This window comes from Paenibacillus sp. J2L1-98, from assembly GCF_056269405.1.
Genome location: NZ_JBWDNW010000015.1, coordinates 15,800 through 32,444 on the forward strand (window position 1 = coordinate 15,800; position 16,645 = coordinate 32,444).

A 16,645-nucleotide genomic window follows, 5' to 3' on the forward strand; every position below is an offset into this window, starting at 1 on the left:
GACGCTCTGGTCTATTAAACCGGGCACATATGATTTCTCGAAGGACTCAATCATTTTCATGATTTTATCAATTCCATGTAATTTGCTATATCCTTTTCAGTCATAGAACCGGTTATAACCTTTAGAACTTTTCCATTCTTATCGATTAAGAATGAAGTCGGAATTGGGGTAATATCATATGCTTCAGTGACAGCTTGGTCTTTATCTTTCAGAACGGGAAATGTGAGTCCATGTTTTTTAACAAAAGATTCAATGGCAACTCCACTTTCCCCAACATTAACAGCTAATATTTCTACATCAAGGTTTTTATAGTGAATATACCGGCTCTCCATATAAGGCATTTCCTGCTCGCATGGTTTGCACCATGTCCCCCAGAAATTCAAGAAAACTCCTTTTCCCTTTAAGTCTGATAGCTGAACTTTATTTCCTTCCATATCTTCAAGTACAAAATCAGGTGCTTGATCTCCAACCTGAACCTGATTTTTTTCAGTAAAGAAATGCTGATAAAGTGTGTAAGTTATGGCTGAAATCATAATAAGCAGCAGACTCAAGCGAAGAATAAATCTGGTTTTTTTGTTCCTCATCTGAACCTCCTTTACTTATTAGGTGTAAGAATGCAATCCGGCGATAATCAGGTTAACAAAAATCAGGTTGAAAATAATGATTCCAAAACCGATGACTCCGAGCCATGCTGATCTTTCACCATGCCAAAGTAAATATCGGAAATCCGATTGCAACCGACCTATATCCAATTCCAATTTCTTCAACCAAATCAAGCTTAATATTCTTCGTTAATGGCTGAAGAGCTGCCGCACATTGAACCCACCGTTTTGAAGCCCTAACTCCAAAAAATGCAAAATGTTTTGTTCATCGTCTACAATCAACACTCGAATATTGCCTGACCGCAACAAGATGCCGCACACAGGCGCCGCTCATGAATATGGCTCACAACAAGAGGCGCTTGCACGCCGGTCGAATCGACCGGCTGTAAGCGCCTTATTACTAAAAAGAAGATGTCAACTTTGATCAACGGAAAATGTCGGCTGGGTGCTATTCCTCTTTATAATCAATCTTTGTATTGATGCCTGCCGTTTTGGTCATGCCATCCCATGTAACGCCAATGTTGAATACTTTTGCGATATCCCGAAGCTTGAAATAGTTGTTGCCGTCAATTTTGTAGGCTGTAAGCTGAATCTCTTCGCCATTGACATATATTTTGGAGCTTGTTGACAAAGCCCGTTTTGACTCTGGCTTAGCGGATACCGCCAGTTCACCGCCAACAGGTGTATATGCTCTACTCGACAATAGATTGATGGCGTTATTCGCTGCATCCCAACTTACTTCGAATTGTTTTTCAGATCCATTCACAACCATAGCCAGGTCGCGTAGTTTGAAGAAGTTGTTGTCGTTGATGTTATAAGCTTCAAACGCGACTTCCCTGCCATCAATCAAAACGTTCGATGCTGTTGGTGCAGCTAAACCGGATACGCCTTTTCCATCCAGATTTTTACTGAAGAAGGACTCGAGCTTGTCGAATGGGATGTACTCCATTCTGTCGTACAGATCCACATGTCCTGCGCCTGGAACTATATAGAGTTCCTTCGATTCGCCCGCCAGCTTGTAGGCGTCTTCGCTGTAGTATCTGGAGTGGGCATTCTCACCTGCGATGAACAGAATTGGACGAGGAGAAATCGTCTCAATCTGCGAGAACGGGAAGAAGTTCATGAGCGACCCAGTGCTCGTAAGGCTCAAGGCGGCTGAGCGGGGGTGAGCTCCCCTAGGCGTACCGTAGTATTCAATGAACTCTTGGAGAGCCGCTTGTTGTGAGGGTTTTAGTTTCACGGCAGTTCCTAAGCCGAATATTTTCTGTCCGCCCTCAAATTCGATATAGCGCTGTTCAGCGGCTTCTTCAAGAACTCTTGTCCGTTCATCCTCGGTCATTACTTCGCTTGGTATTGGCGCATACCCCACGCCCTCACGGGTGGCGCGGCCCATGTCGTACATACTAACTGTCGCGACGGCCTTCAGGCGAGGGTCAACCTGAGCAGCGTTGATCGCAAATCCGCCGCTGGCACAAACGCCGATGACGCCAATACGGTTACGGTCCACAAACGGGCGTGTGCCCAAAAAGTCTACGGCCGCGCTGAAATCTTCGACTAACGTTTCCATAGAAGCAATATTACGCGGTTGCCCTCCGCTTTCTCCATTGTAGGAGGCGTCATAAGCAAGGGTTACAAAGCCCCGTTCTGCCATCTCCTGGGCATACAAGCCGGACGTCTGTTCCTTCACGCCGCCGAACGGGTGTCCAACAATGATTGCGGGAGATTTCTTTGCTCTATCTATGTTTTTAGGAAGATACAAATCCGCGACTATGTTAATGCCAAGTCTGTTAGTGTATGAGACTTTTTCAACAGTCACCTTGTCGTTTTGAGCAAAGGTCATGTCCCATGCTTGGGAGTTATCAGCAGATACAACGGGAGTCGTGGATAAAAACATGCTCAGTATCAACGCTGTTAAGCCGCGTTTCATAAAAGATTTTATTTTCATTTTTACCTCCACTGTTATTGTGTTAATGTTCATCTGTTCACGTTTGAAAATTGCACAAAGAATATTTTTCTTGTTTGCCTTCCCCCTTCCAAAGCAGCGACTCTGACGGCGATTCGTTGCCAATCGCAGCAAATTGCGAAATCCTTCGCTAATTTCAATACGACCCTTGATGAGCCGGTTCACAGCAGTCATGTTTAATGCAATCGAACGACCTTTATCGTTATTGATTGTACCTTACAATTTAGGGAGAAACCTGAGATTAATCTTCGAGATACCTTAGAATTACCTTAGAACTATAGATTTAGGGTATTTATTGTAAAACAAAAAGACCGTTCGGATAACGGCCCTCTAAGTTTTACGCATGTTCCTTTTGTGATTCTAACTATTCCATTCTTTCAATTGTAACCGTAAAATCATCGCCCATACTTGCGAGCTTTTCAGCAAACTCTTCCGTTCCGGACTCAATCTTGCCTAATTGAATAAGTCCGTTTGAATAACCGAAATCATTATAATAAAAGATTACATTTCCCCAATGGGCATAATAGGCGAAATCTCCAGTTGAAGGATCACTGCCTGACGGCGCATCCTCAGTAGATAATTTTTCGTCTAAATAGCTAATTTTTTCGATTCCACTGTAGTCTTCGAACGTTAAGGTTAACGGGAGTCTCCCCACAAAATCCCTGCTCGTAAGGTTATCATACATATTGACAATGACTTCCTCGTTGTTGATCTTCAATTTCACTTTCATCGCTTCATCACCGTTTTTATTAGCTTGTGCCGAATCTTGTATTTTGGTTTGATCCGTCAGTTGTATCCGCTTGTTCCTTACTTGAATTATTGCTTATGAGTTCCCCGCCATTTGCATTGGAACGATCATTGTCTTTACTGCCACAAGCAACAAGGGTGAAGGCTATTACTAAAGAGAAAAACAATAGCAAAATTTTTTTCATCCGATTGCCTCCTACTATTTGCATGATCAACTTTTCTTACCAATCAAATAACTTCTCATTCTCATTCATATACACGCCGGCATTATTAATCAATACGTCCAATCTTCCATGTGTCTCGTTAATGAGACTTAAGGCAAATTTACGCCCCTGGCACTAACAAGCAGCGTGTACCATTGCTCTCTAGTCATGATTTCCGCTTGTCTAGCAGCATCTTTGCAGGCGAGAATACGTTTAGGATTTACCGTGCCGATGACTGGCTGTATGCAAGCGGGATGCTTCATCAGCCAAGCGAGCACGATCGCTTCAGGCGTCGTCTCATTCTCATCGGCGATCTGCTGAACGAGCGCAGCTGTTTTCATTTCCGCTTCAGTCGCGTTTTCCGATGCTCTTCCTGAAAGTCTGCCTTGAGCTAAAGGACCCCATGCTTGAATCTGAATATTTTCCATCTGCATAAATTCCATAAGCCCTTCAGGGAAGTTTTCCTTTAAACTCTGATTAATGTGAATGCCTGGATCGATCCAGTGATGACGCAGCAGACTCATCTCCAGCTGGTTTACGACGAATGGATCAGGCAATGCGCTTTGCAGAAAGCGAATTTGGCCCGGGCTCATATTCGATACGCCAAAGTTGCGCACTTTGCCCGACAGCTTCAGCTTCGTGAAAGCTTCGGCGATTTCATCTGGCTCCATCAACGGATCCGGGCGGTGCAGCAGCAGCACGTCTAAATATTGTGTGCCAAGCCGCTCTAATATGCCGTCCACCGAATGCAGAATATGCTCTTTCGAGAAGTCGAATCGCTGCGGCAAAATGCCGTCAGTGAGCTGTATGCCTACCTTGGATTGAATGACGATCTGTTCGCGAAGCCGGGGCTGCTGCTTAAGAACTTGTCCAAATACGAATTCCGATTTGCCACTCTTATAAATGTCCGCATGGTCGTACATTGTTATTCCAATAGAAAGAGCTGCTTCCACAGCTTCCTCCGCCTGACGAATGTGGCTGGATGTAACCGGGTCCGCAAAATCCCAGCTTCCGCCTAAGTCCATGCAGCCCAGCACTAAACGGCTGTCCGATATTCCTCGACGCTCTAACGGCATCATTTTCATTTTCCATCAACCTCCGCAAAATAGGTAAGATGCCTTCAATTGTTCTTTATATTTTCCTCTGATATTTGCAACTGCCAATGGTATCAAACCGTTCAGGGCAAGTTTAGAAAACCTATAAGCGTTTATCAACGAAATGGGCGAACTGCCGTTAAGGGCTGTCTGACCCATTACATTTCAACGGTCAGTTTTCATCAATAAACCGCACTTATAAACTCCATGTGATTTGCTATTTCCCTTTCAGTTATAGAACAGTGGCAGCCGGGCCATTGTAAAATATATAGATTCCGCCATGGAGCATAGTAAGCAAATTCGTCAACAGAAGGATCGCTGTTTGACGGTGCAGCTTCGGCGTTTAAATTCTGACGGAAAATGTAACCTGAACGCTCCCTGTCCCAAGTGCCGATGCAAGAACGGCGATGTCCTCTATATATCCGAGTTTGACGTATCCGCCGTATGAATTGGAAAACGTATTATAAAAAAGCACCAGGCTATTGGAGGACCAGAGCATTATTTCGCCTGCGTGGATCGTTGCCGGCCTTTCTGTTGATGCAACAGGCAGATCACTCGAAAAATGATAGTATTTCTCTACGCCGTTCAGTTCAGACATGTTGACTGTCATCGACAGCTGTGCAATCAATAACAATTGGCTCAAAAGACTCTTCCTTCGCAATGTTTTCCATAAATCGCATAAACAAGGCCGCAGCCTGGGCACGGGTTGCGGAGCCGGAGGGCGTCAGTTTGCCGCTGCTGCCTTGAAGGATTTGACTTCCTACCGCCCAGTGCATGGCAGCTTCTGCATAGGAGCTGATCTGCGATGCGTCGGAATACCTGTCAAATGCGGCATAAGCAGAAACGTCATATCCTTTAGAATTGGCATAACGGTACAGGATGGCGGCGAATTCCTGACGGGTAATACGGCTGTGCGGCGCAAATCTGCCGTCGCTCACACGTTTAACGATCTGATTTGCTTCCGCCCATGCAACCAGTAGCTGCCCTCGGGGACATCGGAAAAGCCTCTGTTGCCTGATACTACCGGAGAACCTTCGATACGGTGCAGTATTGCAACAAGCATCGCGCGAGTCATTGATGTTTCCGGCTCAAAGTTTCCTCCTCCGGTACCGGTCATCAGGTTTTTCTTGTCCATATAGTCTACGGCGCTATGATACCATGTGCTGTCTGCAACATCGTTATAGTCTGCCGCGAAAGCAGAGGGAGTCATACAGATAATCAGAACGATTCCCAGAAGCAGGCTAATGAAATGCGATGTTCGCTTTCTTTTCAAAAATCATCTCCTTATACCTATCAAGCGTAAGAATGCAATCCGGCGATAATCAGGTTAACAAAAATCAGGTTGAAAATTATGATTCCAAAACCGATGACTCCGAGCCATGCTGATCTTTCACCATGCCATCCTCTAAAGAGCCGCAAATGCAAATATCCAGCATAAAATAACCATGTAATCAGAGCCCATACTTCCTTGGGATCCCATCCCCAATAACGTGTCCAGGCTATTTGAGCCCAGATCATTGCAAAAATAAGTGCGCCCAAAGTAAATATCGGAAATCCGATCGCAACCGACCTATATCCAATTTCTTCAACCAAATCAAGCTTAATATTTTTCGTTAATGGCTGAAGAGCTGCAGAAATTCTTTTCCTGAGAATCAGTCTTAGTATGAGGTATAAAAGCAAACCCGTGACAGCAGACCAAATGACTGTATTTAGTTTTCCTGCGTCAATAACAGCCGGTACTTGGGCTAAAGCCTCCATTTTACCTTCTGTAAGCAGCTCGCCTTGATTAGGCCCTATAAGGGAAGGAAGACTATAAATGGTCTCCATCTCTTGGCCATTATTATCGACCCATTTATAAACAGCTTCATATTGCAATCCTCTAAAAACCAATGTAATAACAATAAAAGCAAGTGTCGCCACAATGGTGTACATGATCACCTCAAGCCAGAAGGTTTTCATTGACGGTTTCGTCTGTTCAACAGAACGAAGTAAATAAATGATACCTGCAATAAAGCTGCTGGCTAGAACAGCTGAACCTAGTGCCGTTGTAGTTACATGAATAGCAAGCCAATCCGATTGCAATGCTGGGATTAATGGAGAGACATCTGTCGGGAACAAGCTTCCATAGGCAATCATTAATAATGTAATCGGCAAAGTGAATAAACCCAAGATTGACACTTTATACAAAAAATAAAGGATGATGAATGCCAGCACAAACATCATAGAAAAAGCTGTTACAAACTCGAACATATTGCTCACCGGCGCGTGTCCGGAAGCCATCCATCTTGTGATAAAATAACCCATGTGTGTAACAAAGCCTAGAATGGTCACACTTATTGCGACTGCAGCCCCTTTACTTGGTTTTTCGTATTGTTTTCTCCGATCACGAATAGCCCCGCCAAACAGAAAGGTAGAAAATAAATATAGAAAGAATGCTGCATAAAGCAAGTTGCCGCTAAAAGCGATCATTATTCTCCTCCTTCTAGCTAGTCTCGCTTTTCCTGCTTGTTTGATCAGTTAATTCTTGTAAGCCGGTTTCTTTTAAAATATTGTTTATTTCATTTTGGATACTATGCCAATTTTTATTTGTATGGCCTGCAATCAATATTGCGTCACTGCTTCTTCTGATCCATATTCTCCGGTGGTTCCAGTACATCCCCTGTATAACTCCAAACATGAAAATGGCTCCTCCTAATCCAAGAAACCATAATGTATTGTCTTTACGAACGGTAAGGGCTGAAAGATTTTTCATTTCAACGCTTTCAAATTTCATCTGTAATTGATTATCTCCGCGTGTTTCGATTGTATTTCGTATGGCGACAAAGCTTTTTTCACCATCCGGGTTTCCCGGAGATATCATGTTAAAATAAAATGCCGGATTGTCTGGAACTTGTGATCTTGTTGCAGGCCGGCTTTTACTATCAAAATAGAAATTAGGGAAATATTCTAAAATCTCAACTTTATATTCATTGCCCAGATCATACTCCTTTTGCGGATTTAACAAATCTATCTTAATCTGGCCAAAGCTTTTTTCAGTTTTTTTATCAACTAAACGAAATGTCATCTTGTTTAATTCATTTAACTTGTAGGAAACTTGGTAAAGAGCTAATGAATCGTGTTTTAAAGGGTGATTCACTTTGATCTGCTCATCTTTCACCTTTACGAGCTCGGGTGTGTCTCCATAAAGGATCTCACCTTTACGTTCATACAAGGTCACATTCGTTTGATAATTTTTAATGACATTTCCATCTCCGACTCGTGAAAGGGCATTTGCAAATACTTCATCCTCTTGATCTTTTTGATAAGTTTCCAAAATAAACTTGTCACTGTTTAAGTAATACTTTCCATTGGTTCCCGGAATAACACTTGTTTCACCGTCACGAATCCAAAGCATTTCGTCTACATACATTCCCGGTACAAATCTGAGCATTCCTCCAATAAGGAAGATAATAAGGCCAACATGATTTACATACGGTCCCCATCTTGAAAATCGATTTTTCTCAGCCAGAAAATTCCCCTCTTCTTCTCGAATACGGTACCGTTTATTTTTTAATTTGGATATTACAAAATCCAGCTGCTCATCTGAATTCTCTTTCACTCTTGTTTCACTGAAAAGACGTTGTCTGCGTATGAAGCTTTCATGTCGCTTAACCCCTTGATTTTTCAAAGCAAAATATAACGGAATTACCCGGTCCAAACTTGCGATAACAAGTGATATTACCAAAGCAGCTAGCAGCAGAAAATACCACCAAGATTCATACAGCCTGTTAAAGCCTAATTGATAATAGATTTGGCCGAAAAAGCCGTATTGTTCCCGATAAAATTGTTCCGGTACTACATCTGGTGGAATATACATCTGCTGAGGAAAAATTGTTCCAATTGCAGAAGCGACTAATATGAGAGCAATAATCCAGACCCCTACTTTTACGGATGAGAAAAAGTTCCAAACCTTATCCAGTAGTGTTTTATTATACGTTTGGGAACGTCTTGCACTTCCTTCATAACGCATATCCACCGACTTTTCCGAAAGATATTCACCAGCTTGTTTCCCGCATGATTCGCAAAGTAGTGTTCCGTGTGGATTAACATGACCGCATTCGCAATTTACACGTTCCATTTTAGAAAAACTCCTAATTAATAATCCTCATTTTTGAACCCATATCCGTGTTTTTGAGTTCTCCCTTGTCCTGTTTTTGAACAAATTTCAAAGCATAGTGTGTACCGCAAATATAGATTCCCATGATGGATAGGTGGTCAATGATAAATTTAATGGCGGAATCATCATTCACCCAGGTACCAAATGGATTATAAATCGATAGCTTAGTACCAATCTCTCTTTCAAAGGAAGCATATACCCCATAAAATACAATCAACATTGCAAGAACTCGTAAGCCAATGGTGCGAATACGGCTAGTGCCGGTGATTCCCGTCATTCTCCGTACTGAATTGATAATCATACCCCAAGAAAATCCTACGTGTAATGCCATAATGATAAATCCCCAATAGGCTGTCTGAACATGTATTTGCCGGAAGATCATGTCTTCATCTACCGGAATAAAGGAGAATAATTCACTGGATATTAATATTCCGCATATCATCATCACAGCCATTGCTGCAAGAAAGAGCAGATTGAGTACAATTTGCAGAATACGCCGTAGATTATACTTTCCCTTCAGTATCGTACTAAACCACCGTCGATTTAAATAATTATGGACGATAAATAGTACAAGTACTGAAACGCCGAGGAATTCATGAGCTGTATTGCCGGTAATATAATAAGCCATTTCGATTAACATGAGGATTGTCATGGTTAGGTCGATTACCAGCTTGAAAAGCATCTTTGGATTCAAGTCATTCTCCTCTTTCTATTTTGACTATTCAATTATTGATGTAAATACATTGTCAATAGAACTTCCTGAAGTATTCCCGCTTTTTCTTCTTCCCCTACTGGTCTGCTTACTTCATTAGATACATCCTTAGAACCATTCATATGAGCAGGTATCTCACTTACCATCCAGTCCTCTGCAGGCATGGCTGCGATTGGAGTTTCTGTACTGCTGTTCTCTGATTGTGCAACTTCATCTAAATCAAACTCTTTCATTTGATCCATCGAATTCATAAAGTCATCCCGTTCCCGATTTGCGTGGCAGGAAAAGCAACGGCCAATATTATCTTCAGCCACTTCTCTTTCAGGAGTAAAATGCTGGTATTCCCAATCCCCATTACGATCTTCGGGCGAGTACTTGGAACCCCAGCCGGTACGCTTTTCCATCACTAAATAATGTTCAATCTCTCCATCCTTATATCCTTCGAGAGTGATTACGGTGCCGCTCGGAAGCTCCTCTCCGTTCTGCACTGCTTCAATCGCTTCCCTGCTGTTTACATAGATGTTTTCATGAATGTCTCCTCGATCGTAAGTTGCAAACACGATCCCCTTTTCAAAGTCAGGGAATTTAACAAGGTTTGCCCCAGATCCGATCTCAGCGTATTCCCCAGACTTAGCCCCGGAAGAGTTCTCCTCTTGTTGAGGAGTGCCCATTGTATCAATTTGCTCTGGAGTGTCCATTGTATCAGTATAAGTGTTGCTGCAAGCAGTAAGGATAAGGGAAAGCAGTAATCCAAGTAACAGAATTAATCGTTTTTTCATATTGTTCTCTTCCTCCAGTTTTCGTTTTAAGAAAAACATCATTTATTGGTTAATCAACATTAGTTTATAATTATAAATAGGCTGCATACAATGGTTAAATTAATGCAATTCGTTGGTTATTCAACATAAAAAATAATATTGTTAATTATCTTAAAGGAGGTTTGGTGATGTGGCAGCATCGACGACGAACTCCAGCTTGCGGTGTGCGGGATCGTTCTTGATTGTACCTTACAAAGCGGCGAGATACCTGAGAATTATCTTCGAGAAACCTGAGAATTACCTTAACGTTGGCTGAAATTAAAAAGAAACAGCGGTGCCTCGGACGAAGTTGTCCTAGACTACCGCTGTATTTATTTGATCTATCAGGTCCCGTTAGCAAGAAACTTTAACCAAGGAAGAGCAGTAACGGAAATTACGCAACCGGCAGACAAACACGAAATAACATGCCTTCCCCTTCCCGGCTTTCCACTTCAATCCGGCCGCCGTGCAGTTCTACGATCGATTTGGTGATGGCCATCCCCAAACCGGCCCCGCCGTACTTTCTTGCCCGCGACGGTTCGCCGCGGTAAAACCGTTCGAATAGATGCGGAACATGAATCTCCTTGATCCCGATACCATTATCTTGGACCAAAAGCCTGATTTCCCCGGCGCTTTTTTCCAGGCCGATACGGATAACGCCTTTGGATGGATCGGTATACTGAACGGCATTTTGAAACAAATTCAGGATGACTTGTTTCATCTTGTCCGGATCAATAGCAATAGCCGGGTCATCGACCAAATCGAACCGAATCCTCCTCGCTCCGGCGATCATTCGCAAATGCGGCTCCATCTGGCGAATAAGTTCACCGAGGTTGCCCGGAGTCATGTGGACATCCGGACTGCGTTCCATTCTCGCCAATGCCAACAGGTCTCCGACAAGCTTATTTATCCGCTCCGATTCGCTATACATGCTTTCTAGCGCCTTTTGCAGTTGATCGGGTTTACCCGCGCCCCCATCGAGAAGCACCTCCAGGAACCCGTGGATCGAGGTCAACGGGGTGCGGAGTTCGTGCGAGGCGTCAGCGATAAAACGGCGCATTTGCTCTTGAATCTCTTTTTCCAAAACAAACGAGGTTTCAATTCGCTTCAGCATTCCGTTGAAGGCAACAGCCAGCCGGTCGACTTCCGCGGGGCCCTGCTTGTTCGGCAAACGCTCACTCAAATTTTCGCTGTGGATTCGTTCCACGGTATTCACGATCCTTGACAGTGGGACCATGATCCGCTGCAGGATGGGACGGAAGGTAAGCATTCCCACAATCAGTGCGATCAGCGAACCAATCACGTAAATGGTTAATAAATTCTTTTGAAAAGCCAACGTTTCTGTCAAATCGACGGTTGCTTGAACAATGCCCTGATCCGCATCTGCAGGTCCGACTAGCTGGTAAATAACCATTTTAACGTTGTTCTTTTCGTCCCGGATGATTTTATAACCATTTGTCATTTTGTCGCTTTCAAAAATTTCGCGGTATTCCTGCTTTGACAGCCGGGGAACCGGTAAAGGGTAGCTTGGATCGACGTACAGATCTGAAACGTTCCCGTTATCTTCGATGAACGCGATCGTCACCACGTTGTTTTGCAACGATTTAATCGCAGCAACATCGTCTTTTCCCCATGAATTGTCCTCTTTCCATCGGATCCAGATCTCGGGTGAGACAGAGCGGATCAGATTTTGAATCCCCCACTCCTTTTTGCTGTACGAAAACTGCTGCATCGTGAAATATTGAAAAACGCCAATTAAAATAAAAAGTCCGGCCATAATCAAAATGGAGCGGGAGAGGAGCTGAAAGCCGAGAGAATTGGGTTCGACACGACGGCAAAAGCGGAACCGGGCTTTCATTGGAAATTCATCCGGTAACCGGAACCCCGAATCGTACGGATCAATTGATGCGAGCGATCCTCAAGCTTTTCCCTCAAATATCGGATGTATACTTCCACGACATTTTCATCTCCGACGAAATCGTGTCCCCATACCGCATCCAGAATGGAAGATTTGCTCATGACACGATCGTGATTCAAAACGAGAAACTTAAGCAGTTCGTATTCGGTGCGCGAGAGCTCAAGCAGAACCTCTTGATACCAGAATTCTCTCCGGCTGTCGTCAATCCGGAAAGGTCCACGGATCACTTCACCAAGTATCTCGGGATACATATTGCGCACCCTGGCATGAATACGCGCAACCAACTCTTTTAAGCTGAAAGGTTTGATCATGTAATCGTCGGCTCCCAGATTCAGCGCCTTAACCCGATCATCAACCTCTTCCCTGGCGGTAAGCATGATGATCCCCATCTTATCCATCTTTTTCAACAGATTGCAAACCTCGAACCCATCCATGCCTGGCATCATCACGTCAAGGACGACAACATGCGGTAGAAACTGCCGAGCCTGGACGACGGCTTCTAATCCGTCTGAAGCGGTCCGCACATTGAATCCGCCGTTTTGAAGCCCTAACTCCAAAAACTGCAAAATGTTTTGTTCATCGTCTACAATCAACACTCGAATATTGCCTGGCTGCAACAAGAATAATCACCTCGTCTTACATTATACTTGAACTACCCCTTCTTAAAATCAATTGATTTTTGAAGAAGGGGATTCCTAAGAACTTCACCCTATCGGGCAAATATATTGATTAAGCTATCCCCGTAGTCCCTACGGTTAGAAGCCTGATGGCTTCGTTTCTCAGATTGATGCTTGCGTTCAGATCGCGATGGCCGCTCATGAATATGGCTCACAACAAGAGGCGCTTGCACGCCGGTTGAACCGACCGGCTGCAAGCGCCTTTTTACTAAAAAGAAGATGTCAACTTTGATCGACGGCAAATGCCGGCACTTTGATCCGTACTCCCGCAACGGATTTTTTTGCTTCCACTCCGGACAGGGACGGGCACTCCCGGAAAGCAAGCTTGGTACAGCCTTTGCATCTGTCCTGGTCAAGTAAGGTCATGACGTAATTGATGGCTTGGCCGGTGTGTTCGAAAAAGCGGCTGCTTCCGATCCGCTCATAAAGCCCTGTTTTCTTGAGCATGCTCTCCGGCTGCTTGCGAATACCCGAGATGAGAAGCACTCCGCCGCTTTTATGAATGCGGTCTGCTAGGCCCGCCAGTACGCCTTCTCCACTCGTATCAAGGTAAGGCACTTTGCTCATGCGCAGCAGGATCACCTTTTGACCCGAGCGAATATCGCCCTCGACCGATTCCTCAAGCGCCTGCGTCGCAGCGAAGAACAAAGGGCCCTCCAGGCTGAACATGCTGACTTGCGGACAAGCGGCCCCTTCACGGACTCGTTCCGTCGATACCTTGTTGTGGATGAAGTCGGCCGCTACTTTGCTTACCGTATGCGCCGTTTTCATCTGTTTGACGAACAGGATGAATGAGATAAGCAGGCCTACCCCAACCCCGGTTGTCAAATCGATAAATACGGTCAGCAGGAAAGTCGCCAGCATGATGACGGAATCGTACGATTTGGTCTTCAGGATATGGGCGAATTCTTTGTGCTCGCTCATGTTCCATGCCACGAACATCAGGATGGGCGCCATGCTGGCTAACGGTATTTTCGACGCTAAAGGCGCCAAGACCAGCAGAACGGCCAGGAGGACCAGGCTGTGAACCATACCCGATACGGGAGAAACAGCACCGTTTCGGATATTGGTTGCCGTCCTCGCAATGGCACCCGTGGCGGGAATGCCTCCGAACAGCGGTGTGACCATGTTGGCAATGCCCTGTCCGATGAGCTCCCGGTTACTGTTATGCTTGCTGCCTGTCATGCCGTCGGCGACGACGGCGCACAGCAGTGACTCGATCGAGCCGAGCATCGCGATCATCAAAGCCGGACCGATGAGCAGGGTGAGGTTATCCATCGAAAGCTGCGGCATTTGCAGCTCCGGCAGCGCATTCGGAATGCCGCCGAACTTCGAACCGATGGTCGCCACTTGATCGGGATAGAACACAGCGGCGACAAGAGTCGATGCCAGCAGGCCGAGCAGCGCCCCGGGGATTTTCGGGAGAAACCGTGTGGCCAGCAGGATCACCGCAAGACAAATGACGGCGGTCAGCAAGCTGAATATATTGACCGTGCTTAATGCGGCGGCGATTTCGATCATATTTTCATGGAACAACTCATGCTTCCGCACATCCGTCAGGCCAAAAAAATCGGCGATCTGTCCCGAGAAGATAATGACGGCGATGCCCGCAGTAAACCCGATCGTCACCGGCTTCGGGAAATACTGAATGATCGCGCCCATCCGCAAGATTCCCATCAAGACGAGCATAATGCCCGCCATGAATCCGGCAATCAGCAGGTTTTCATATCCGTACTGCATGACGATAGCGAACAAAACCGGGATGAAAGCGCCGGTCGGGCCGCTGATGGCAAATCGCGATCCGCCGAGCAGCGAGGTAAGGAATCCGGCAATAAGAGCGGTGTAAAGCCCGTATTCCGGCTTAACGCCGGAGGCGATCGCAAAAGCTAAGGCAAGCGGAATCGCGACGATACCCACGATCAGACCGGCCATCAGGTCTTTCTGAAACTGACGCAGCGAGTAGCCCTGAAACCTGTTGTCGATAAGAAGCTTCATCATGTCGCCATCTCCGCCGGCTGTTCACTGCGGTTGCCGTCGGCGACCAGCTCCAGCTTGCCCGTGTGGGGGTCGATAACCAGTCCGTGAACCGGTATGCCGCTCTTCTCCAGGAACGGATGGCTGCGAATCACGGAAACCGAATGACTTACGCTTTGGTACACATCGTCGAACGCGTGTAGCCAATCCTCCAGCTTAACTCCCGTGCGTTCGAGTATTCTTGTCAGATTGGATTTTTCATGCATTCTTTATTCCACTCCATTCTCCCGGAAAATTACGGTTTCATTTGTTGGCTCATTATCACTTACGCCCCCGTTTCGCCACCTGTGTTATCTATGTTGTCGCTCGAGTTCCCGTTTGCAGTTTAGTTATTTCGAAGACCACCCCCTGACCTTATGCGATCGAACGACATCACCCTATTTCAGATACTCTTTAAAGAAGGATGTAAGCTTGCCAAATGGGATAAGATTCACCCGGTCATACAAATCCACATGACCTGCACCCGGAACAATATAGAGCTCCTTTGGTTCGGCCGCCAGCTTGTAGGCGTCTTCGCTGAACTCTCTGGAATGAGCGTTCTCACCCGTGATAAAAAGCATGGGACGAGGAGAAATCGTCTCTATGTCCGCGAACGGGTAGAAATTCATAAACTTGACGTTACTGGTCAGCGTCGGGTGTGTCGTGAATTCAGGTGACGAGCCCTTGGGAGTGAATTCGCCCCTTGGAGTACGGTAGAAGTCGAAAAACTCTCGCTGGATAGGGTCGCTATCTTCATTCAGCTCATGCACTGTCCCGCCGGTGTATTTGGTTTCACCGCCCGTGAACTCCTCATAGCGTTGCTCGGCTGCCTCTGCAATGATCTGCTTTCTTTGCTCAAGTGTCAGGGAATGATTAAGCGCATTACGGTTGGCAGCGCCCATGTCGTACATGCTGACTGTCGCAATGGCTTTCATGCGCGGGTCGATCTTGGCTGCGCTGATGACAAAGCTTCCGCTGCCACAGATCCCGATAGCACCAATCCGATCCCTGTCAACAAACGACCGGGTGCCCAGGAAATCCACCGCGGCACTGAAATCCTCGGCATAGATATCCGGCGAAACAGCATTGCGAGGCTGACCCTCACTCTCCCCCCAGAAAGACAAATCTAAGGACAAAGTAACGAATCCCTGTTCAGCCATTTTCGTGGCATACAGATTTGCACTTTGTTCTTTTACTGCGCCCATAGGATGCCCGACAATAATCGCAGGATTTTGGGTGTTCTTCTTCAAACCTTTGGGAATAAAAAGATTCCCTACGACATTCATGTTGTATTGATTTTTAAACTCAACCTTCTGCACGTTTACCTTGTTGCTCTTGTAAAAGTTGTCTGCTCCATTGGACATGTCCGGCGTGTATGCAGCGCTAACGACGGCCGTCGTTAATACCAAGCCCAGTGCCATAACGGTAAGTTTGAGGAAACGAGCGATAGTAAATTTTTTTTTCATTTTAACACCTTCCAATAAGTAGTTTTTCCTGAAATCCTATCTCCTTGTCTCGATTGTAACCTCTTTGTCTGTAAACAGAACTGCATGAGGGGACTTCGAATAAATGGATACGGTCCCGGTTATTTCGCAGATCACCTCCTGACCTTATCCGATCGAACGACCGTTTTCGTTATTGATTTTACCTTACAAATTGGCGAGATACCTGAGATTAATCTTCGAGATACCTTAGAATTACCTTATAATTTTCTGGTATTTATTTCCAAAAAAAGGCCGTCAGATAACGGCCCTTTAAGTTTG

Annotated in this window: 17 protein-coding genes and 1 pseudogene; all 18 read right to left on the reverse strand. The window is 45.3% G+C overall.

Annotated features, from left to right (window positions below):
• Positions 1-56: 56 nt before the first annotated feature.
• Positions 57-584: a thiol-disulfide oxidoreductase ResA gene (gene resA, locus AC0YNZ_RS21985; protein WP_475828640.1), complete on the reverse strand. Its 528-nt coding sequence runs from the start codon at positions 582-584 to the stop codon at positions 57-59.
• A gap of 18 nt (positions 585-602) precedes the next feature.
• Positions 603-813, reverse strand: a pseudogene (locus AC0YNZ_RS21990) (c-type cytochrome biogenesis protein CcsB); the annotation flags it as partial.
• A 237-nt stretch (positions 814-1,050) separates the two neighbouring features.
• The gene (locus AC0YNZ_RS21995; RefSeq protein ID WP_475828641.1) at positions 1,051-2,739 is read right to left on the reverse strand and encodes a dienelactone hydrolase family protein; all 1,689 of its coding nucleotides are present in this window, start codon (positions 2,737-2,739) and stop codon (positions 1,051-1,053) included.
• A 190-nt stretch (positions 2,740-2,929) separates the two neighbouring features.
• Positions 2,930-3,295 (reverse strand): cyclophilin-like fold protein, encoded by a 366-nt coding sequence (locus tag AC0YNZ_RS22000; protein WP_475828642.1) that lies wholly within the window; start codon positions 3,293-3,295, stop codon positions 2,930-2,932.
• A gap of 19 nt (positions 3,296-3,314) precedes the next feature.
• On the reverse strand, positions 3,315-3,497 hold the full coding sequence (locus AC0YNZ_RS22005; RefSeq protein ID WP_475828643.1) for a hypothetical protein: 183 nt from the start codon (positions 3,495-3,497) through the stop codon (positions 3,315-3,317).
• A gap of 128 nt (positions 3,498-3,625) precedes the next feature.
• On the reverse strand, positions 3,626-4,600 hold the full coding sequence (locus AC0YNZ_RS22010; protein WP_475828644.1) for an aldo/keto reductase: 975 nt from the start codon (positions 4,598-4,600) through the stop codon (positions 3,626-3,628).
• A gap of 352 nt (positions 4,601-4,952) precedes the next feature.
• A complete protein-coding gene (locus AC0YNZ_RS22015) occupies positions 4,953-5,252 on the reverse strand; it encodes a cyclophilin-like fold protein (protein WP_475828645.1) in 300 nt (99 codons plus the stop codon).
• Complete coding sequence (locus AC0YNZ_RS22020) at positions 5,200-5,547, reverse strand: S-layer homology domain-containing protein (protein ID WP_475828646.1); 348 nt, start codon at positions 5,545-5,547, stop codon at positions 5,200-5,202. The genes AC0YNZ_RS22015 and AC0YNZ_RS22020 overlap by 53 nt, the downstream gene beginning before the upstream one ends.
• On the reverse strand, positions 5,544-5,882 hold the full coding sequence (locus AC0YNZ_RS22025) for an S-layer homology domain-containing protein (protein ID WP_475828647.1): 339 nt from the start codon (positions 5,880-5,882) through the stop codon (positions 5,544-5,546). The genes AC0YNZ_RS22020 and AC0YNZ_RS22025 overlap by 4 nt, the downstream gene beginning before the upstream one ends.
• A gap of 20 nt (positions 5,883-5,902) precedes the next feature.
• Positions 5,903-7,078, reverse strand: a complete 1,176-nt coding sequence (gene ccsB, locus AC0YNZ_RS22030; protein ID WP_475828648.1) for a c-type cytochrome biogenesis protein CcsB — start codon at positions 7,076-7,078, stop codon at positions 5,903-5,905.
• Between the two features lie 13 nt (positions 7,079-7,091).
• On the reverse strand, positions 7,092-8,726 hold the full coding sequence (gene resB, locus AC0YNZ_RS22035) for a cytochrome c biogenesis protein ResB (RefSeq protein ID WP_475828649.1): 1,635 nt from the start codon (positions 8,724-8,726) through the stop codon (positions 7,092-7,094).
• 13 nt (positions 8,727-8,739) lie between these two features.
• Positions 8,740-9,459, reverse strand: a complete 720-nt coding sequence (locus AC0YNZ_RS22040; RefSeq protein WP_475828650.1) for a DUF4405 domain-containing protein — start codon at positions 9,457-9,459, stop codon at positions 8,740-8,742.
• Positions 9,460-9,491: 32 nt separating this feature from the next.
• Positions 9,492-10,256, reverse strand: a complete 765-nt coding sequence (locus tag AC0YNZ_RS22045; protein WP_475828651.1) for a cytochrome P460 family protein — start codon at positions 10,254-10,256, stop codon at positions 9,492-9,494.
• 412 nt (positions 10,257-10,668) lie between these two features.
• Complete coding sequence (locus AC0YNZ_RS22050; RefSeq protein WP_475828652.1) at positions 10,669-12,132, reverse strand: sensor histidine kinase; 1,464 nt, start codon at positions 12,130-12,132, stop codon at positions 10,669-10,671.
• On the reverse strand, positions 12,129-12,809 hold the full coding sequence (locus AC0YNZ_RS22055; protein WP_475828653.1) for a response regulator transcription factor: 681 nt from the start codon (positions 12,807-12,809) through the stop codon (positions 12,129-12,131). Before AC0YNZ_RS22055 ends, AC0YNZ_RS22050 begins: the two co-directional genes overlap by 4 nt.
• Positions 12,810-13,091: 282 nt before the next feature.
• Positions 13,092-14,864, reverse strand: a complete 1,773-nt coding sequence (locus AC0YNZ_RS22060; protein WP_475828737.1) for a SulP family inorganic anion transporter — start codon at positions 14,862-14,864, stop codon at positions 13,092-13,094.
• Complete coding sequence (locus AC0YNZ_RS22065; RefSeq protein WP_475828654.1) at positions 14,864-15,109, reverse strand: carbonic anhydrase; 246 nt, start codon at positions 15,107-15,109, stop codon at positions 14,864-14,866. Before AC0YNZ_RS22065 ends, AC0YNZ_RS22060 begins: the two co-directional genes overlap by 1 nt.
• Before the next feature lie 171 nt (positions 15,110-15,280).
• Positions 15,281-16,348 (reverse strand): alpha/beta hydrolase, encoded by a 1,068-nt coding sequence (locus AC0YNZ_RS22070; protein ID WP_475828655.1) that lies wholly within the window; start codon positions 16,346-16,348, stop codon positions 15,281-15,283.
• Positions 16,349-16,645 lie beyond the last annotated feature (297 nt).